Annotated in this window: 18 protein-coding genes; 11 read left to right on the top strand and 7 right to left on the bottom strand. The window is 71.9% G+C overall.

Features of this window, described 5'->3' with window-relative positions:
• Positions 1-4 precede the first annotated feature (4 nt).
• From ACFVGW_RS30085 to ACFVGW_RS30065, 5 genes are all read left to right on the top strand, one after another.
• A complete protein-coding gene (locus ACFVGW_RS30085; protein ID WP_383228167.1) occupies positions 5-697 on the top strand; it encodes a glycerophosphodiester phosphodiesterase in 693 nt (230 codons plus the stop codon).
• The gene (locus ACFVGW_RS30080) at positions 694-1,479 is read left to right on the top strand and encodes an SAM-dependent methyltransferase (protein WP_385854145.1); all 786 of its coding nucleotides are present in this window, start codon (positions 694-696) and stop codon (positions 1,477-1,479) included. The genes ACFVGW_RS30085 and ACFVGW_RS30080 overlap by 4 nt, the downstream gene beginning before the upstream one ends.
• Positions 1,479-2,648, top strand: a complete 1,170-nt coding sequence (locus ACFVGW_RS30075) for a sensor histidine kinase (protein ID WP_385854144.1) — start codon at positions 1,479-1,481, stop codon at positions 2,646-2,648. The genes ACFVGW_RS30080 and ACFVGW_RS30075 overlap by 1 nt, the downstream gene beginning before the upstream one ends.
• Positions 2,645-3,316 carry a response regulator gene (locus ACFVGW_RS30070; RefSeq protein WP_385854143.1) on the top strand — a complete coding sequence of 224 codons (672 nt, stop codon included), beginning with the start codon at positions 2,645-2,647 and terminating at the stop codon, positions 3,314-3,316. Before ACFVGW_RS30075 ends, ACFVGW_RS30070 begins: the two co-directional genes overlap by 4 nt.
• A gap of 100 nt (positions 3,317-3,416) precedes the next feature.
• Entirely contained in the window at positions 3,417-4,601 is a 1,185-nt protein-coding gene (locus ACFVGW_RS30065) for a serine hydrolase domain-containing protein (protein WP_385854142.1), read from the top strand.
• Here ACFVGW_RS30065 and ACFVGW_RS30060 read toward each other — a convergent pair.
• The 3 genes from ACFVGW_RS30060 to ACFVGW_RS30050 all read right to left on the bottom strand — a co-directional run bounded on the left by ACFVGW_RS30060 (position 4,580) and on the right by ACFVGW_RS30050 (position 6,924).
• A complete protein-coding gene (locus ACFVGW_RS30060; RefSeq protein WP_385854141.1) occupies positions 4,580-5,125 on the bottom strand; it encodes a hypothetical protein in 546 nt (181 codons plus the stop codon). The two genes, ACFVGW_RS30065 and ACFVGW_RS30060, sit on opposite strands and share 22 nt — an antisense overlap.
• A 30-nt stretch (positions 5,126-5,155) precedes the next feature.
• Positions 5,156-5,677 carry an HXXEE domain-containing protein gene (locus tag ACFVGW_RS30055; RefSeq protein ID WP_385854176.1) on the bottom strand — a complete coding sequence of 174 codons (522 nt, stop codon included), beginning with the start codon at positions 5,675-5,677 and terminating at the stop codon, positions 5,156-5,158.
• Positions 5,678-5,760: 83 nt separating this feature from the next.
• Positions 5,761-6,924: a PotD/PotF family extracellular solute-binding protein gene (locus ACFVGW_RS30050; RefSeq protein ID WP_385854175.1), complete on the bottom strand. Its 1,164-nt coding sequence runs from the start codon at positions 6,922-6,924 to the stop codon at positions 5,761-5,763.
• A gap of 199 nt (positions 6,925-7,123) precedes the next feature.
• Between ACFVGW_RS30050 and ACFVGW_RS30045 the strand changes: the two genes are divergently transcribed.
• Positions 7,124-8,029 (top strand): DUF1963 domain-containing protein, encoded by a 906-nt coding sequence (locus ACFVGW_RS30045; protein WP_385854140.1) that lies wholly within the window; start codon positions 7,124-7,126, stop codon positions 8,027-8,029.
• 50 nt (positions 8,030-8,079) lie between these two features.
• Here ACFVGW_RS30045 and ACFVGW_RS30040 read toward each other — a convergent pair whose 3' ends face one another.
• Complete coding sequence (locus ACFVGW_RS30040; RefSeq protein ID WP_352191862.1) at positions 8,080-9,516, bottom strand: gamma-aminobutyraldehyde dehydrogenase; 1,437 nt, start codon at positions 9,514-9,516, stop codon at positions 8,080-8,082.
• A 206-nt stretch (positions 9,517-9,722) separates the two neighbouring features.
• On the opposite strand from ACFVGW_RS30040, the gene ACFVGW_RS30035 reads away from it, so the two are divergent.
• The 5 genes from ACFVGW_RS30035 (at position 9,723) to ACFVGW_RS30015 (ending at position 14,942) form a co-directional block, all read left to right on the top strand.
• On the top strand, positions 9,723-10,214 hold the full coding sequence (locus ACFVGW_RS30035) for an Lrp/AsnC family transcriptional regulator (protein WP_352191863.1): 492 nt from the start codon (positions 9,723-9,725) through the stop codon (positions 10,212-10,214).
• Positions 10,199-11,578, top strand: a complete 1,380-nt coding sequence (locus ACFVGW_RS30030) for an aspartate aminotransferase family protein (protein WP_352191864.1) — start codon at positions 10,199-10,201, stop codon at positions 11,576-11,578. Before ACFVGW_RS30035 ends, ACFVGW_RS30030 begins: the two co-directional genes overlap by 16 nt.
• A gap of 230 nt (positions 11,579-11,808) precedes the next feature.
• On the top strand, positions 11,809-12,537 hold the full coding sequence (locus ACFVGW_RS30025) for an ABC transporter ATP-binding protein (protein WP_385854139.1): 729 nt from the start codon (positions 11,809-11,811) through the stop codon (positions 12,535-12,537).
• Positions 12,519-13,664, top strand: a complete 1,146-nt coding sequence (locus ACFVGW_RS30020) for a hypothetical protein (RefSeq protein ID WP_385854138.1) — start codon at positions 12,519-12,521, stop codon at positions 13,662-13,664. Before ACFVGW_RS30025 ends, ACFVGW_RS30020 begins: the two co-directional genes overlap by 19 nt.
• Positions 13,665-13,838: 174 nt before the next feature.
• Positions 13,839-14,942 (top strand): LOG family protein, encoded by a 1,104-nt coding sequence (locus ACFVGW_RS30015; protein ID WP_385854137.1) that lies wholly within the window; start codon positions 13,839-13,841, stop codon positions 14,940-14,942.
• A gap of 37 nt (positions 14,943-14,979) precedes the next feature.
• Here the strand turns inward: ACFVGW_RS30015 and ACFVGW_RS30010 are convergent, their stop codons facing one another.
• Genes ACFVGW_RS30010 through ACFVGW_RS30000 form a run of 3 tightly spaced genes read right to left on the bottom strand, consistent with a single transcriptional unit; the run spans position 14,980 to position 18,783 of the window.
• Positions 14,980-16,086 carry a hypothetical protein gene (locus tag ACFVGW_RS30010; RefSeq protein WP_385854136.1) on the bottom strand — a complete coding sequence of 369 codons (1,107 nt, stop codon included), beginning with the start codon at positions 16,084-16,086 and terminating at the stop codon, positions 14,980-14,982.
• A gap of 52 nt (positions 16,087-16,138) precedes the next feature.
• Positions 16,139-17,167: an ABC transporter ATP-binding protein gene (locus tag ACFVGW_RS30005; RefSeq protein WP_385854135.1), complete on the bottom strand. Its 1,029-nt coding sequence runs from the start codon at positions 17,165-17,167 to the stop codon at positions 16,139-16,141.
• Positions 17,167-18,783 carry an ABC transporter permease gene (locus ACFVGW_RS30000; RefSeq protein ID WP_385854134.1) on the bottom strand — a complete coding sequence of 539 codons (1,617 nt, stop codon included), beginning with the start codon at positions 18,781-18,783 and terminating at the stop codon, positions 17,167-17,169. Before ACFVGW_RS30000 ends, ACFVGW_RS30005 begins: the two co-directional genes overlap by 1 nt.
• Positions 18,784-18,798: the final 15 nt, after the last annotated feature.

Raw genomic sequence — 18,798 nt, 5'->3', positions numbered from 1 at the left:
CCCCATGGACCACGTCACTGTCGTAGGCCACCGCGGGGACCCGTACCGCGTCCGCGAGAACACGCTCGCCTCGATCGTCTCGGCGATCGAGGCGGGCGCGGACGCCGTCGAGGTCGATGTACGGCTCACCGCGGACGGCGTTCCCGTCCTGCTCCACGACGACACGCTCAAACGGCTGTGGGGCCATGACCGGCCCCTTTCCGCGGTCTCCCTCGCGGAGCTCGGCGAGCTGACCTACGACGGCGTGCCCACGCTGCGCGAGGCACTGATCGCGGCGGGGCCGTACCGGCTGATGCTCGATCTGCCCGGCGGGAACGAGGACTCGGTCCGCCGTATCGTCGGCACGGTCCGCGAGTGCGGTGCCGCCGAGCGCGTCTACTACTGCGCGGGCGGGGTCGCCATGCTCCAGGTGCGGGCCGCCGACCCGTCCGCCGAGATCGCGCTGACCTGGACCTCGCTCGCCCCGCCCCGGGCCGCGCTCCTGGACGCCGTGCGGCCGCGCTGGCTCAACTACCGCTTCGGCCTGGTGAGTCGGGAGCTGGTGGAACGGGTGCACCGGGACGGCTACCTCGTCTCCGCCTGGACCGCGGACACCCGCCGCACCATGCGTAAGCTCCTGTCCCACGGGGTGGATGCGATCACCACCAACCGTGTGGACGCGCTCGCCGCCGAACTGCGAAGGGGTACGCCGAGGTGACCGGGGACGACAGGATCCGTACCGACATCGCGCACAACGCGCGGGTGTGGAACTACTGGCTGGGCGGCAAGGACAACTATCCGGTGGACCGGGAGGTCGGCGACCAGGTCACCGGCTTCTACCCGAGCATCGGCGAAGTGGCTCGCGCGGACCGGGCGTTCCTCGGGCGGGTGGTGACGCATCTGACGGCCGAGTCGGGGGTGCGCCAGTTCCTGGACATCGGTACGGGCCTGCCGACGGCCGACAACACCCACGAGGTCGCGCAGCACCTCGCTCCCGAGGCCCGGGTCGTCTACGTCGACAACGACCCCATCGTGCTGACCCATGCCCGCGCGCTGCTGACCAGCAGCCCGGAGGGCGTCACCGACTACGTCGACGCGGACGCGCGGGACCCCGAGCGGATCCTGGAGGAGGCGGGGCGGACGCTGGACCTGTCCCGGCCGGTCGCGGTCATACTGCTCGGCATCCTCAACTTCGTCCTCGACACCGCCGAGGCCCGGTCCGTCGTCCGTACGCTGATGGACGCGGTCCCCTCCGGCTCGTACCTCGCGCTGACCCACCCGACGCTGGAGCCGGAGCTCGGGGGCGAGGGGAACGCGGCGGCCATGGCGTTCTGGAACGAGAACGCCACCCCGCCGATCACGGCCCGCACCCGCGCCGAGTTCACCTCCTTCCTGGACGGTCTCGACGTCCTGGAGCCGGGTGTCGTGTCCTGCGCGAGCTGGCGGTTCGCCCCGGCGAGCGAGGTGGCGCAGTTCGGCGCGGTGGGCCGGAAGCCGTAGTGGGCGTACGGGGGGACGTCCGGGGGTGGTGGGAGCGGGCGCGGGAGTTCGGGGCCTCCCGTCCCCAGGCCGTGGACGTCGGGATCGCGCTGCTCGTCCAGGCGGCCATGACGATGCCGTTCGTGGTGCCCCGCCCGCCGGAGCTGGAGCCGGCGACCTGGCCCGCGTACGGTCTGACGACGCTCACCGTCGTCCCGTTGATCTGGCGCCGGCGCGCGCCGTTCGCCGTGCTCCTCGCGATCGCCGCGACCAGTGCGCTGTACCGGCTGGCCGTGGAGGGCCCCGGTCAGCCCCTTCCGTACACCGGGCTCGTCATCGTCTACACGATCGCCGCGCTCTCGCCGCCGCCGCAACGGCTGGCGGCCGCTCTGCTGCTGGTGGTCGCGGTGCCGGTGTCGGTGTGGCTGAACACCCGGTCGGCGCGTGAACTGACGTTCTCCCTCTTCGTGTTCGCGGCGGCGTACGTCTTCGGACGGCTCACCGACGCCCGGCAGCGGGCCGCCCGGGTGGAGACCGAACGGGCGGCGGCGCGCGAACGGGCCCGGATCGCACGGGAGATGCACGACATCCTCTCGCACGCGGTGAGCCTGATGATCGTGCAGGCGGAGGCCGGTCCGGTGGCGGTGCGGGCGGCCCCGGAGAAGGCGGAGGCCGCGTTCGACGCGATCTCCGCGACGGGGCGGGACGCGATGGCGCAGCTGCGCCGGATGCTGGGCGTGCTGCGGGAGGGGACCGAGGACCCCGAACCCCTGGAGCCGCAGCCGGACCTCGGCGGGCTCCCCGGCCTGCTGGAGGGTGTCCGGGCGGGCGGCCTGGAGGTCTCGTACGGGACGGTGGGCGGGGTCCGTTCCCTGCCCACGGCCACCGGGGCGACGGTCTACCGGATCGTCCAGGAGGCGCTGACGAACGTGGTGAAGCACGCGGCGGCCCGCACGGCCGCCGTACGGCTGGCGTACGGAGAGGGTGTGCTGGAGGTGGTCGTGACGGACGACGGGCGCGGGCCCCGGCGGGGCGCGCGGCCGGCGGGCGGCGGGCACGGGCTGGTCGGCATCCGTGAGCGGGCGGCCGCGCACGGCGGGACGGCGGAGTGCGGCCCCGGGCCGGAGGGCCGGGGCTTCGAGGTGCGGGTCACGCTCCCCGTGGCCGCCGTCCGGGAGGTGGCGCGGTGACGATCCGTGTGGTGGTGGCCGACGACCAGGAGCTGGTCCGCAGCGGCTTCGCGATGATTCTCGACGTGCAGCCGGACATCGAGGTCGTTGCGGAGGCCGGCGACGGAGCGGCGGCGGTGGAGGCGGTGCGCCGCCACTCCCCCGATGTGGCGCTGCTCGACATCCGGATGCCGCGCATGGACGGCATCGAGGCCTGTCGGACCATCGGCGCCGAGTCGGCCTGCCGGACGGTGATGCTGACGACCTTCGACTCCGACGCGTATGTGTACGAGGCACTGCACGCGGGCGCGAGCGGGTTCCTCCTGAAGGACGTACGCCGGGACGATCTGGTCCACGCCGTACGGGTCGTGGCGCGGGGCGACTCGCTGCTCGCCCCGTCGGTGGCGCGGCGCCTGGTCGAGGAGTACACCCGCCCGGCCCGCCGTCCGCCCCGCCCCGATCCGCGCCTCGACGCGCTGACGGCCCGCGAGCGGGAGACGCTGCTGCTGCTCGCGCGGGGCCTGTCGAACGCGGAGATCGCGGCGGAACTGGTCGTCAGCGACCACACGGTGAAGACGCACGTGGGGAACGTGCTCGCCAAGCTGGGGCTGCGGGACCGGATCCAGGCGGTGATCTGCGCGTACGAGAGCGGTCTGGTCACGGCGGGGTCTCCCCCGGCCGGGGGATGAGCGGGCCGGGCGAAGATCCCCCGCTCCGGCGATCCGTGGACCGCCGCAGGTCAACAGGATGGGAGATCGAGAACAACGGCCCACACCCACGGAGTTGACCATGAAGAGCAGCACGCGCACCCTGCTGGCCGCCGCCCTCGTCCTGGGGTTCGCGGCGGGCCCGGCGGTCCTCCCGGCCGCCGCGGCGTCACCCGCGACGCCCCTCGCCGTCGCCGCCGGCTCGTCACGGACCGGGGACACGGCGCTCGAGGCGGCGATCGCCGGACTGCCCGCACAGGACGCGACGGCCGCACTGGTACGGGTCGGGGGCCGCGAAGGCGTGTGGCGCGGCACGTCGGGAGTGCACGACCTGACGTCGATGCGGCCCGCCGATCCGGACGCCCGGTTCCGCACCGGTTCGGTGACCAAGGTCTTCACGGCGGCGGTCGCCCTGCAGCTGGCCGCCGAGGGGCGGCTCGACCTGGACCGTCCGGCCCGCTCGTACCTGCCGGAGCTGATCCCCGCCCGGTACGGGAAGGTGACGGTCCGCCAGCTCCTGAACCACACCCACGGGATCCCGGCGCCCGACTTCGCCGGTTCGACGGTCGAGGAGTGGTACGCGAGCCGCTTCGAGACACACGACCCGCGCGCGATGGTCCGCTCGGCGACGGCGAAGCAGCCCGAGTTCGCCCCGGGCGAGAAGCAGCACTACCTCAACATCGGCTACACGATCGCGGGTCTGCTCATCGAGCGGGTCACGGGCGACACGTACGAGCGTCAGGTCGCGGCGCGTGTCCTCCTGCCGCTCGGGCTGCGTGACACGTACCTCCCCGGGGCCGACCCGCGGATCCGCGGCCCGCACAACCACGGCTACCAGACGATGAAGCTCGCGGACGGCTCGACCGGACTGCGCGACGTGTCGGTCTGGAGCACCACCGACGGCTGGGCGGCGGGCGACCTCGTCTCCACGACGGCGGATCTTGAGCGCTTCACGCGGGCGCTGTTCCAGGGGCGGGTGGTGCGCGGACCGCTCCTGGAGGAGATGTTCACGCTGCCGGAGGTGCCGGACTTCAGGAGCGGCGCCCCCGGCGCGTACTCCGTCGGGCTCTCGATGAAGAAGCTCGGCGGGCGGGAGGTGTGGGGCAAGACGGGCGGCCGGTGGGGCTACAACGCGGCGATCGCCTCGACCCGGAACGGCGAACGCACCCTGGTTTACAGCGTCAACTCGACGGACGCGAAGGGCCAGGACATGAACCGGGTCGCCCTGGCCCTGATGGTGGCGGCCTACGGCGCGCCGACCGGCTGAGGCGCTCCGGCCACCGCCTGCACCGCTTCGAGGCGCTTGATCATCCGGCGTACGACGAGCAGCGGGATCACCCCGAAGACGCCGAACGACATGTCGATGACCGACCACCAGAAGGGGATGCCCCGGATCGGGCCGCAGATCAGGGCGAGCGGGATGATGCCCGCACAGGCGATCATCCCGAACTCGATCACCCAGATGTTCCGGACGGGGTCGCGGTAGGGCCCGTAGAACGCGACGGCGATGACGAGGTGCGCGAAGGCCAGCCAGTCGGTGCCGTAGAGCAGGAAGGGATACAGGGAGTCGGCGGTGTCCGTCCCCTGCCGCACCCACTGGATCCACTCCAGAAGACTGGGGAAGGTCTCCGCCACGGGGGCCGCCCAGGACGTCAACGCGTCCTCGACGAAGCGGATCTCGGTGACGAGCGGGAAGGCGGTGAGCCCGCTCAGCACCAGACAGACGATGAAGACGACCAGCCACACACGGATACGCCTGAGAAGGGCCCTCGGCCCCTTCGTCTCGTTCATGACAGCACCCTACGCCCGTCATGAACGCGTTCAAAAATGGGGGTGCCCGGTCACCTTCCGGGCGAGTCCGTGCGCGGCGACGGTCACCCCGGCGGCCACCGCGAGCCCGGTCACCACGTCCCTCGCCCGCGTCGGCCGCAGCACACCGGCCCGCCGCAGCCGCCCCCGCGCCCAGAGGGCGAAGGGCACGACGACCAGCGGCGAGGTCGCCGAGCCGGGCGTGTACCCGCGGACGGCGGCGGCCTGCGCCAGATGGACGAGGCCGTGGAGGCCGAAGCCGTTCAGCGCGGCCTGGTAGAAGGCCGACCGGCCGCCGGAACGCCGGCCGGCGACGGCCGCGGCGGCCACGAAGGCACCCACCCCCGCCACGGCCACGGCGAACTCCCGCTCGTCGACGCTCTCGGCTGCCTTCCACACCGCTTCGGGCACCTCGGGGAAGCGCTCGCGCAGCTCCGGCAGGCGCTCCCGGAGCCAGCGGGGTCCGGCGAGCAGCTCCTCTGCGTCGTGCAGGGCCCAGGCGGCCAACAGGCCATACGTCACAGCCCTGTTCAGGTTCGGGTTCGGGTTCGGGTTCGGGTTCGGGTTCGGGTTCGGGTTCGGGTTCGGGTTCTCGTCCGGTTTCACCCCCCGAGAACTCACAGCCCGACGATCGAGTTCCACCTCTTCGCGAACTCGGTCCGCTCCTGCGAGGTGATGTCCCGGGCTATCGCGAGGCGTCCCCGCATCGCGTCGTCGGGGAAGATCAGCGGGTCCTCGGCGAGGGCCGCCAGCTCCTCGTCGTCCGAGTCGGCGAGCACGTCACGGGCGGCGGGCACCGGGCAGACGTAGTTGACCCAGGCGGCGAGTTCGGCGGCGACCACGGGGTCGTAGTAGTAGTCGACCAGCTTCTCGGCGTTGGCCTTGTGCTGCGCCAGGTTGGGGATCATCAGCGACTCCGCCCAGAGCTCGGCGCCCTCCTCCGGGACGACGAACTCGATGTCGGGGTTGTCGGCCTGGAGCTGGATGACGTCGCCCGAGTACGCCTGGCAGGCCAGCACGTCGCCGGTCGACAGGTCCTTGATGTAGTCGTTGCCGGTGAAGCGCCGGACGTGCCGCTCGGCGACGAGCCTCTCGACCTGCTCGCACACCGTGTGGAAGTCGTCGGCCGTCCACCGTGTCACGTCCACGCCGTTGCCCTGCATGAGCAGCGCGAAGGACTCGTCGAGCCCGGACAGCAGCGTGACCTTCCCGCGCAGCTCGTCGTCCCACAGCTCCTTGACCGACCGGATCTCCCGGCCGAGCTTCCTGCGGTTGTACGCGATGCCGGTGATCCCCGACTGCCAGGGGACGGTGTGCCGACGGCCCTCGTCGAAGGCGGGCGAGCGCAGCTGCGGGTCCAGGTACCGGCCGATGTTCGGCTGCGCGGCCCGGTCCATCTCCTGCACCCAGCCGAGCCGCACGAACCGGGCGGCCATCCAGTCGCTGACGACGACGAGGTCCCGGCCGGTCTCCTGGTGGTTCATCAGCGCGGGACTGATCTTGCCGAAGAACTCGTCGTTGTCGTTGATCTCCTCGGTGTAGCGCACGGAGATCCCGGTGCGCTCGGAGAACGCGTCCAGCGTGGGCCGCTTCGACGTGTCGTCGTCATCGGTGTCGATGTAGAGCGGCCAGTTGGCGAAGTCGAGCGTGCGGTCCCGCGCGGACAGGTCACGGCCGGCCCGCTCCCCCGGCTCGACGTAGGCGGCCGGCACCCCGCACCCGGCGAGCAGGGCTGCGGTCCCGACGCCCCCCATGCCACGCAGCACGGACCGGCGGGACATGGTCTTCCTCGCTGTCGCTCTCATCCGAGCAGCATCGCGGGCGTGCCACGCGGGGACAATGGACGCTCCGTCGACGGAACGACCGCGGTCCCGACACCCTGTCGATCATGGCAGACCTCCGCCGTTCGTCGGCGGCCCGTCGCCCGTCGCCCGTCGCCCGTCGGACCGGAGTGTCAGACCGCTGCCGTACGTTGCCGTCATGGCCGACAACACGCGAACGACCCCGCCGCGCCCGCTCGACGTGGCGGCGCTGTTCCCCGAACTGGTCCCGTACCGGGCGCGGACCGTCCGGTTGCATCCGCGCACCGGGCGGCCCGGGGTGCTCGACAGCTCGATGGGCGGACCGCTGCTCTGGCCGGAGTCCGAGGCGTGGCCGCACTGCTCCGAGGAGCATCCGCGCACGGCCTTCGCCCCGCCGAAGGACGCGGGCCCGCTGCCGCTCGTGCCGGTGCTCCAGCTGTACGCGCCGGACGTGCCCGAACTGCCCTTCCCCGAGGGCACGGATCTGCTGCAGATGCTGTGGTGCCCGTTCGACCACGAGCCGTTCTACTCACCTCGCCCCGAGCTGTACTGGCGGGACAGCGGCGCCGACGTCGAGCCGCTGACGAACCCGCCCCGTCCGGAGGGCGCCCGCGCGGACTATGTGCCGGACCCGTGTGTGCTCCACCCTGAACGGGTGGACGAGTTCGCCGCCTGGGATCTTCCCGACACGGTCTTCGACGCCCTGGAGGACCGCTTCGACGAGGTGGACGAGGAGACCGGCTGGTCGTACTGGTCGCATCTGTCGGTCGCCCCGGGCGTCAAGGTGGGCGGCTTCCCCACCTGGACGCAGGACCCGGCCTGGCCGGGCTGCGAGGGCTGCGGACGGCAGATGGAGCATCTGCTGAGTGTGCCCAGCAGGGAGTTCGACGGGGAGTCGTGGCGTTCCTGGGTGCCGGAGGAGGACGTGCCGGCGACGGGGACGGTCTTCGACCTGCCGTACGAGGAGCGGAGCGCGCTCCAGGGGGCGCCGGGCCTGATGCTGGGCGACATGGGCGGGCTGTACGTGTTCGTCTGCGCGACCTGCCCCGACCTGCCGTTCGCGTACCGCCACGACTGCTCATGAGAACGGGCGGCCGGGGAGAACCCCGGCCGCCCGCGCTGTCCGTCAGGCGATCAGCCCAGGGACGTCATCACGTGCTTGATGCGCGTGTAGTCCTCGAAGCCGTACGCCGAGAGGTCCTTGCCGTAGCCGGACTTCTTGTAGCCGCCGTGCGGCATCTCCGCGACCAGCGGGATGTGGGTGTTGATCCACACGCAGCCGAAGTCGAGCGAGCGCGACATCCGCATGGCGCGGGCGTGGTCCTTCGTCCAGACCGAGGACGCGAGGGCGAACTCGACGCCGTTGGCGTACTCCAGGGCCTGCTCCTCGTCACGGAACGACTGCACCGTGATGACCGGGCCGAAGACCTCGTTCTGGACGATCTCGTCGTCCTGCTTGAGGCCGGAGACGACGGTCGGGGCGTAGAAGTAGCCCTTCTCGCCGACCTGGTGGCCACCGGCCTCGACCTTGGCGTGGGCCGGGAGGCGGTCGATGAAGCCGGAGACCTGCTTCAGCTGGTTGGCGTTGTTCAGCGGGCCGTAGAGCACGTCCTCGTCGTCCGGCTGGCCGGTCTTCGTGTCCGTGGCGGCCTTGGCGAGCTGCGCCACGAACTCGTCGTGGATGGACTCGTGCACGAGGACACGGGTCGCGGCCGTACAGTCCTGGCCCGCGTTGAAGAAGCCCGCCACCGAGATGTCCTCGACGGCCTTGGCGATGTCGGTGTCCTCGAAGACGACGACCGGCGCCTTGCCGCCCAGCTCCAGGTGGACGCGCTTGACGTCCTTGGCCGCCGACTCGGCGACCTGCATGCCGGCGCGTACCGAACCGGTGATGGAGGCCATCGCCGGGGTCGGGTGCTCGACCATCGCACGGCCGGTCTCGCGGTCGCCGCAGATGACGTTGAAGACACCCTTGGGGACGATCTGGCCGATGATCTCGGCGATCAGGACGGTCGACGCGGGGGTCGTGTCCGAGGGCTTGAGGACGACGGTGTTGCCCGCGGCGAGCGCCGGGGCGAACTTCCACACGGCCATCATCATCGGGTAGTTCCACGGCGCGACCTGCGCGCAGACACCCACGGGCTCGCGGCGGACGATGGAGGTCATGCCCTCCATGTACTCGCCGGCCGAGCGGCCTTCGAGCAGCCGGGCGGCACCCGCGAAGAAGCGGATCTGGTCCACCATCGGCGGAATCTCTTCGCTCGCGGTGAGGGCGACCGGCTTGCCGGTGTTCTCCACCTCGGCGGCGATCAGGTCGGCGGCGCGCTCCTCGAAGGCGTCCGCGATCTTCAGCAGGACCTTCTGGCGCTCGGCGGGCGTGGTGTCGCGCCAGGCCGGGAACGCGGCCGCGGCCGCGTCCATGGCGGCGTCGACGTCCGCCTGTCCGGAGAGCGGAGACGTGGCGAAGACCTCGCCCGTGGCCGGGTTGACCACATCGATGGTCCGTCCGTCGGCGGCGTCCCGGAACTCCCCGTTGATGTAGTTACGCAGCCGGCGCAGCTCGGTGGTCACTTTGCCACCCCTCCTGTCACGTTCTTGGTCGCACTTCGTCGTGCGGCGTCCCGTTTGCTGAGACACCCCAGCCTAATCGCTTCCCTGACGCTTTCGACAGGCCCGACATCCGCCAACTTCGGATTCAGTGCGATCCGCGCCCTCAAACAACGAATTTCATCGCTTCGGGCTTGCCAGACCGACGAGTCTCGGTGCAGAGTGAGGACGTGGCCAGTCAAAGCACGAACTCCAGAACCGGTTCCGGTTCGTCCCCGACGATCGATGCCGTCTCTCTGGCGATCATCGAACAGCTCCAGGAGGACGGTCGCCGTCCGTACGCCGCGATCGGCAAGGCCGTGGGCCTCTCCGAGGCGGCCGTCCGGCAGCGGGTCCAGAAGCTGCTCGACCAGGGCGTCATGCAGATCGTCGCCGTCACCGACCCGCTCACGGTGGGTCTCCGGCGCCAGGCGATGGTCGGCATCAACGTCGAGGGCGACCTTGATCCGGTCGCGGAAGCACTGACTGCCATGTCGGAATGTGAGTACGTGGTCATGACCGCGGGCTCGTTCGACCTGATGGTGGAGGTCGTCTGTGAGGATGACGACCATCTGCTGGATGTGATCAACAAGCGCATCCGAACCCTCCCCGGCGTGCGCTCCACGGAGAGCTTCGTCTACCTCAAGCTCAAGAAGCAGACCTACATGTGGGGAACTCGATAATCGTGACCCAGGACCTGTCCAAGACCGCGTACGACCACCTGTGGATGCACTTCACGCGCATGTCGTCGTACGAGAACTCTCCCGTGCCCACCATCGTGCGTGGCGAGGGCACCTACATCTTCGACGACAAGGGCAAGCGGTACCTCGACGGACTCGCGGGTCTCTTCGTGGTCAACGCCGGCCACGGCCGCAAGGAGCTGGCCGAGGTCGCCTACAAGCAGGCCCAGGAGCTCGCGTTCTTCCCCGTGTGGTCGTACGCGCACCCCAAGGCCGTCGAGCTGGCCGAGCGCCTGGCCGACTACGCCCCGGGCGACCTGAACAAGGTCTTCTTCACCACCGGTGGCGGCGAGGCCGTCGAGACCGCGTGGAAGCTCGCCAAGCAGTACTTCAAGCTGCAGGGCAAGCACACCAAGTACAAGGTCATCTCGCGTGCGGTCGCCTACCACGGCACCCCGCAGGGCGCCCTGTCGATCACCGGCCTCCCGGCCCTCAAGGCCCCCTTCGAGCCGCTGGTCCCCGGCGCGCACAAGGTGCCGAACACGAACATCTACCGCGCCCCGATCCACGGCGACGACCCCGAGGCCTTCGGCCGCTGGGCCGCCGACCAGATCGAGCAGCAGATCCTCTTCGAGGGCCCCGAGACCGTCGCGGCCGTCTTCCTGGAGCCGGTGCAGAACGCCGGCGGCTGCTTCCCGCCGCCGCCCGGGTACTTCCAGCGGGTCCGCGAGATCTGCGACCAGTACGACGTGCTCCTCGTCTCCGACGAGACGATCTGCGCCTTCGGCCGCCTCGGCACGATGTTCGCCTGTGACAAGTTCGGCTACGTGCCGGACATGATCACCTGCGCCAAGGGCATGACCTCGGGCTACTCCCCGATCGGTGCCTGTATCGTCTCGGACCGCATCGCGGAGCCGTTCTACAAGGGTGACAACACCTTCCTGCACGGCTACACCTTCGGTGGCCACCCGGTGTCGTCGGCGGTCGCGATCGCCAACCTCGACATCTTCGACAAGGAAGGCCTCAACCAGCACGTGCTGGACAACGAGGGTGCCTTCTTCTCGACGCTGCAGAAGCTGCACGACCTGCCGATCGTCGGCGACGTCCGCGGCAACGGCTACTTCTACGGCATCGAGCTCGTGAAGGACAAGGTCACCAAGGAGTCCTTCACGGACGAGGAGACCGAGCGCGTGCTCTACGGCTTCCTCTCCAAGGCGCTCTTCGAGAACGGCCTCTACTGCCGCGCCGACGACCGTGGCGACCCGGTCATCCAGCTGGCCCCGCCGCTCATCGCCGACCAGGGCACCTTCGACGAGATCGAAGGCATCCTCCGCTCGGTGCTGACCGAGGCGTGGACCAAGCTCTGACCCTCCCCGCCGCCCCCGCCCCGCGCGGGGACCGTGGACCTCACGCCGCCCTCACGGCGTGACCACCGGCCCGGGTTGCCGCCATCCGAGTGGATGGCGGCAACCCGGGCCGTGTGCTGTCCGTACAAACGGATCTGAATCCTTACGGTGCCCAGTGACCGACAGGCCCGTCCCTTCGTTCCCTCGGACGGGGGAACGCAAGAATCGGATCCGACATCGAGGTGTACGCGATGGCCCCACCGGACAACGACGTGCTCTGGGCGCGTTCCCTGCACTGCACCCTGGAGGGCTCGGACGTCCTGACCGGCGTCTCCCTGGGGGTGCGCGAGGCCGAGATCCTCGCCCTGGTCGGCCCGCGCGGCAGCGGCAAGACCACCCTCATGCGCTGTCTGTCGGGGCAGACCGTCGCCCAGCAGGGCGAGGTCTGGTTCAACAGCAGCCCGGTGCACACCATGACCCCGGTCCAGCGCGAGCGGCTGCGCCGCGACCGGTTCAGCTGGATCGACCCCGAGCCCGGACTCGTACCGGAGCTCACCGCCTGGGAGAACGCGGCCCTGGCGCTCCTGCTCCGCGGGGTCTCGCACCGGACCGCGAAGGCCTCCGCCATGGAGTGGCTGGAGCGGCTCGACATCGGCGCCTGCGCCCGGAGCCGTCCGCACGCGCTGACCCAGTCGCAGCGGCAGCGGATCGCCATCGCCCGGGCGCTGGTCACCACGCCGTCCGTGCTCTTCGCCGACGAGCCGACCGCCTCCCTGCACCGCGCCGACGGAGCCCAGGTGCTCCGCACGCTCACGGCCGCGGCCCGCTCGCACGGGATCACCGTGCTCCTCGCCACCCACGACCCGGAGGTCGCCGCCCTCGCCGACCGCTCGGTCGCCCTGCTCGACGGCCGCCGGGTGGGCTCCACGTCACCGGCCAACGGGGCGGAGGGCGTCGCCGCGTGCTCGCTCTCCGTCTAGTCCGCGGCACCCACCCCCTCGTGCTGCTGCGGCGCCTCCTGGTCGCCGCGGCGGCCGCGGGGGTCGGCTTTCTGCTGCTCTGCACGCTCGGGTACGCCGTGGGTCACCCGGACCGGTCGGCCGCCGCGACCCTGCGGCTGCTGTGGTGCGTGGTCCCGATGGCCGCGACCGTGCAGTTCGCGGTCGCCGTCGCCCGTACGGATCCCAGCACCCGGCCGCGCCCCGGGCTCTCGGCGATCGGACTCGGCCCGGCCCGGCTCACGGCGATCGCCGCGGCCTCGACGGCCGTCTCCTGCACGCTCGGCTCGACGGTCGCGCTCCTGTTCTACCTGCACCTGCGCGGCGACATCACCGGGCTGCCGTTCGACGGCGCGGCCGCCGAGCTGCTCGCCGCGGGCCGCCCGATCCCGCTCGCCGCGGCGCTCACCCTCCTCGCCGTCCTCCCGGTGGCCGCCTCCACGGCCGCCGGCCTCGCCCTGCGGCCGGGGAAGAGCCCCACGGCCCCCGACGGCGTCGAGCGGACGGCGCCCTCGGGACTGCCCTGGGGCGTGGCCCTGCTCGCGGTCGGCCTCGCCGTCGAGACGTACGCGGGGCAGGGCGCCGACGGCGGCGGACTGCCGCTCCCGGGGCGCCTCGACGGCAACCCGGCGGGGGTCCTCGCGGGCTGGATCCTCACCGCGATCGGCCTCGCGATGGCGGGCCCCGGCATCACCCACTGGTGCGGCCGGCTGCTCCAGACGGTCCGGCCGGGCGCGACCCGGCTCCTCGCGGGCCGTGTCCTGATGGACGAGTCCCGCCGCATCGGGCGCCCGCTGGGCGTGGTGTGCGCGGTGGCCTCGGGCGCGGTCGCGGCGGCCTCGCTGTACGACACGGGGAAGGGCGGCTTCGGGCCGCTGACCGGACTGGGCGCGGTGCTGGTGATGACGTGCACCACGGCGACGCTGCTGACGGCGGCCCTGGAGTCCAGGCAGTGCCGCGCCCATACGGCCGAGGCCCTGGTCCGCCTGGGCGCCCCGCCCACGGTCCTGCGCACGGCGGCACTGATGCGCGCGGGTGCGCTGCTGGCGGTCTTCCTCCCCCTGACGATCCTGGTGGGCCGACTGGCGGCGGTCCCGCTGGGGGCGTGAGCGGCGGGGCCGGGCACCTGCGCCGCGCCCGGACCGGCGGGGGGCGGCAGGGCGGGGCGTCCGGTTGACGCCTTCCGGGCGGGCACGGCGGTGCACCCGGCACCCGCGGCGGGCAGCGTCGACCGGAGCGGCGCCCGCGTCCGGGCTCGCCCCACGGGGCCCTACGCTGGCCCCATGACCCGCCACGAACGCGAGATCCACACCCCCGCCGAGTTCGACGCGGTGATCGCCCGCGGGTCCCTCCTCGGATACCGGGTCCAGTCGGTCGACCTGACCGACCGGACCTTCGCCCTGCTCTCCACCCCCACCGCCGACGCCGTCTTCCTCGGGTGCGCCCTGCAGCCCGAGGCCGCGGCGAAGGTCCGCGCCGACGGGGCGCTCGTCTTCCCGCCCGTGCCGGATCTCCCGTTCGATCCGTACCGTGCCCGGCTCTACTCCCCCGGCGAACTGTTCGACGGCGTCGAGGACGAGGGGTACGAGGCGACCCCCGACTTCCGCTCGTACGACTGGTTCCGGCGGACGAAGGCCGACGGCGACGTCTTCGCGTCGATGCTCCGCTCCGTCCACGACGACGCGATCTCCGACGCCCTGGACGAGCTGCTCGACGGCGCCCGTGTCGTCGGCGTCATGGGTGGGCACGCGATGGGCCGTGGCGGCGACGCCTACGCCGGAGCGGCCCGGCTCGGCCGGTCCCTGGCCCGTACCGGACTCACCGTGGCGACCGGCGGCGGACCCGGCGCGATGGAGGCCGCGAACCTGGGGGCGTACACCGCGCCGCTCGACGACGACGTCCTCGAGGAGGCGCTCGAACTCCTCGCCAAGGCCCCCTCGTTCACCCCCTCCGTCACCGAGTGGGCGCGCGCCGCGTTCGACGTCCGGTCCCGCTGGCCGGAGGGCGGCGACTCGGTCGGCATCCCCACCTGGTTCTACGGCCACGAGCCGCCGAACCCGTTCGCCGGTCACATCGCCAAGTACTTCGCCAACGCCACCCGGGAGGACGGTCTGCTCGCCCGGTGCGACGCCGGGGTGATCTTCCTGCCGGGCGCGGCCGGCACGGTGCAGGAGATCTTCGACAACACGACTCCGAACTACTACGAGTCGCGGGGCGGGCCCACCCCCATGGTCCTGGTGAACACGGCGCACTGGACGGAGCGGCTGCCCGCCTGGCCGCTGCTCCAGTCCCTGGCCGCCGACCGCCCGATGGCGGCACGCATCGCCCTGGTCGACTCGATCGACGAGGCCCCGGAAGCCCTCCGCCGCCTGAGCCCCGGACGCTGACGGCCGGGAACGGGGACGATACGGGCGGCCGGGTCGGCTAGAGCCTGCGTACCGCCTGGGCTTCTGCGCGCTCCACCGACGCCCTGCCGTGCACGTGCACCAGCGCCAGATGGAACAGGGAGGGCGCCAGCGGCGCCCAGAGGTGGATCCGGTCGGGCCGCAGGAGGTACCGCGTCACGTCCGCCGACCGGAAGGGAACGTACTCCATCGTCTCGTGCTCCCAGCGGTCCGCCACGCCCCGGCTCATGCGTGACCGGAGGTGATCGCCCGTCATGTCCGTCAGCCGCGCGTAGAAGTGTGCGCTCCAGTGCCGTTTGTCGACGTCGAGGACGAAGGCCAGCAGATCGAGCGTGTATTCGTGCGGTTCCAGCGACATCTCCTCGCGCATCCCCCGGCGGGCGACGGCGTGTACGTCGGGGGCGTTGCGGCCGGAGGAGTCGATGTGCCGGGCCAGGCCCTCGTTGACGGAGGAGTTCCACATGCCGGGAGCCAGCCGCACCCGGCTGCTGCGCCGGCTCACTGCGAGCAGGTGGTCGGAGGTGACCACGGCGATGTTGACGGCGAAGCTGCACTGGAGGAACGCGGGTGCGGCCAGGGGCTGTTCGGCGTCGAGGTAGCGGGTGCGGGGCGTGGACCCGTCCGTCATCCTGCGATCCAGCTGCTGGGCGGCGAGGAAGGTGTAGTAGTCCGTGGGCCGCAGCCGCAGGTGGACCTCGGGCTGCTCGTCGAGCGCCGTACGGGTCACCTCCAGGCTCTCGACGGCGTACCGCTGCCCGTTCCACACCGGCCTGCGCTCGCCTGCCGCCTCGGCACGCCGCTCCTCCGCCTCGATCTCCGCCCGCCAGCCCGCCATCTCGGCGGGCAGCTCGACGTCCTCGGTGAGGACCTGGACATGGACCGACTCGGGAGCGATGGCGCGGTCGCCGTCGCCCTCCACAACGAGCGCGGAGGTGTGCAGCGGGCCGAGAGAGAACGTGGACCAGGCAGGCCCTTGCTGCTCCCGGTAGGTGAGGCTGCGGAGCATCCCCGCCGATCGGCGTCTGACCCTGAACCAGATGTCCTGTGTCCACTGCTGGAACAGGGTGGCGAAGACGACTCCCAGAATCGCGCCGACCACTCCGTTGCCCAGATCTATTCCGCTCATTCGAAGCAGCGTAGATCAGTTGATCATTCCGAGTGACCCGATGGGCGATGTGTCAACCACCGTCGGCGGCGAGGACCACGACCTCGTCCGGGGCGAAGGTCACGCCCACCTCCGTGCCCTCCTCGGGCGCGCCGTGGAGCGTGCACTCCGCCTCCAGGGGCGGCCCTTCGGCCGGACGGAGGCGGACCGCGACGTGCGTGCCGCGGAACGTGCGGGCCTCGACCGTGCACGCCAGACCGTCGGCCGGGGGCACGAGCCGGACACCGCCCGGGCGTACGAGGATCTGCCGCGCGCCCTCGGGCGAACCGTCCGGCACCGGGATCTTGCCCCACACCGTGTCGGCGGCGGCCCCGCTCACCGTTCCGGGCACGACGTTGTCGAAGCCGAGGAACCGCGCCACGAACGCGGAGGAAGGCCGCTGCCAGACCTCCAGCGGTGTGCCGGACTGGGCGATCCTGCCGTCCTTCATCACCACGACCCGGTCGGCGAGCGCGAACGCCTCCCCCTGGTCGTGAGTGACGGCGAGCACGGTCGTACCCAACCGGCCGAAGAGGCCGCGCAGTTCGACGACGAGCCGTTCCCGCAGGCCGCGGTCGAGCTGGCCCAGCGGCTCGTCCAGCATCAGCAGCCGGGGGCGGGGGGCGAGCGCCCGGGCGAGCGCCACGCGCTGCTGCTCGCCGCCGGAGAGCGCGGCGACGGCCCGCCCCGAGGCCCCGGGCAGTCCGACGAGCTCCAGCAGTTCACGTACCCGCGCGTCCCGTTCGGCCCGCTCCACCCCGTGCATCCGCAGCCCGAAGGCGACGTTGCCGCCCACGTCCCGCTGGGGGAAGAGCTGGTGGTCCTGGAACATCAGCCCGACGCCGCGCCGGTGCGCGGGCACCCCGGTCAGGTCGGTGCCGTCGAGCAGCACACGCCCGCCGTCGAGCGCCTGGAGTCCGGCGACGGCCCGCAGCAGCGTGGACTTGCCGCTGCCGCTCGGCCCGAGCACGCACACGATCTCGTGGTCGGCCACCTCCAGGTCCACGGAGTCGAGCGCGGCCCGCTCCCCGAACCGAACGGTCGCGCCCTCGATGTGCAGCATCAGAACTCCCCGGAGGCGGTCCGGCCCGCGCGGAGCCGTTCGAGCAGCAGCAGGGACACCGCGCACACCACCATCAGAATCGTCGAAAGGGCCATGGCCTGACCGTAGTTGAGCTCGCCGGGCCGGCCGAGGAGCCGGGCCACGGCGACGGGAAGCGTCGGATTGTCGGGCCGGGCGATGAAGACGGTCGCGCCGAACTCGCCCAGGGAGACCGCGAAGGCGAACCCGGCCGCGATGAGCACCGCCCGCCGCACCAGCGGCAGATCGACCTCGCGCCAGGCTCGCAGCGGCGAGGCGCCGAGCACGGCGGCCGCCTCCCGCAGCCGTTCGTCGACGGCCCGCAGGACCGGCAGCATCGTCCGTACGACGAAGGGGACACCGACCAGCGCCTGAGCGAGCGGCACGAGGATCCAGCTCGCCCGCAGGTCGAACGGCGGCTCGTCGAGCGTGATCAGGAAGCCGAAGCCGACGGTGACGGCGGAGACCCCGAGCGGCAGCATCAGCAGCGCGTCGAATCCGCGCACCAGCCGGCCGGCCCGCCGGGTCAGGGCGGCCGCCGCGAGTCCCCCGATGACGAGGGCGAAGGCCGTGGCCACCAGGGCGTACCGGAGGGAGTTCCCGATCGTGTCGACCATGGGCACGAGGAAGGTGCCGGACGGGTCGACGGACTGCAGGGCCCGGTAGTAGTCGAGGCCGTACCCGCCCGGGGTGTCGAAGGACCGCTCGACGAGCACGGCCAGGGGCAGCACCAGCAGCAGGACGATGGAGACCAGGACGCCGCCGAAGAGCGCCCACTGGCCGAAGCCCCTGGGCCGCCGCGCGGTCTGCTCCGGTGCCACGAGTTTCAGGGCCGTCTCCCGGCGCCGTACCGTCCGGGCGTGCACGGCGAGGACGACGCCGACGGCCACGAACTGGACGAGGGTGAGGACGGCGGCCGTCGTCAGGTCGAAGCGGTCGACCGTCTGCCGGTAGATCTCCGTCTCCAGGGTGGAGTACGCCGGTCCCCCGAGGATCTGGACGATGGCGAAGGATCCCGCGGTGAACAGGAACACCATCAGCGATGCCGCGGCGACGGCCGGGGCGAGCGCGGGCAGGGTCACGGTCCGCCAGGCGGTGAACCGGGAGGCGCCGAGGACGCGGGCGGCCTCCTCCTGGCGCGGGTCGAGCTGCGCCCACAGGCCGCCGACGGTCCTGACGACGACGGCGTAGTTGAAGAAGACGTGCGCGAGGAGGATCGCCCAGACGGTGGTGTCCAGGCGCACGCCCCACAGCTCGTCCAGGAGCCCGCCGCGCCCGACGAGCGCCAGGAAGGCCGTACCGACCATGACGGTCGGCATCACGAAGGGCACGGTGACGACCGCGCGCAGCAGCCCCTTGCCGGGGAAGTCGAAGCGCGCGAAGACGTACGCGCCGGGCAGCGCGATCAGCAGCGTCAGCGCGGTGGAGGCGAGCGCCTGCCAGAGCGTGAACCAGAGGACGTCGAGGATCTCCGGCCGGCTGAGCGTCTCGCCGAACCGGTCGAACCGCCAGGCGCCGTCGGTCCGCAGCCCGCGCTCGACGATCGAGACGACGGGCCAGGCGAAGAAGAGCGCGAAGAAGGCGACGGGCACGGCCATGAGGCCGAGCCGCGC

This window comes from Streptomyces sp. NPDC127129, assembly GCF_042671585.1.
Classification (GTDB): Bacteria; Actinomycetota; Actinomycetes; order Streptomycetales; family Streptomycetaceae; genus Streptomyces.
Note: the sequence above shows the minus strand (reverse complement) of the source record. Positions and strands in the feature narration are given on the sequence as shown.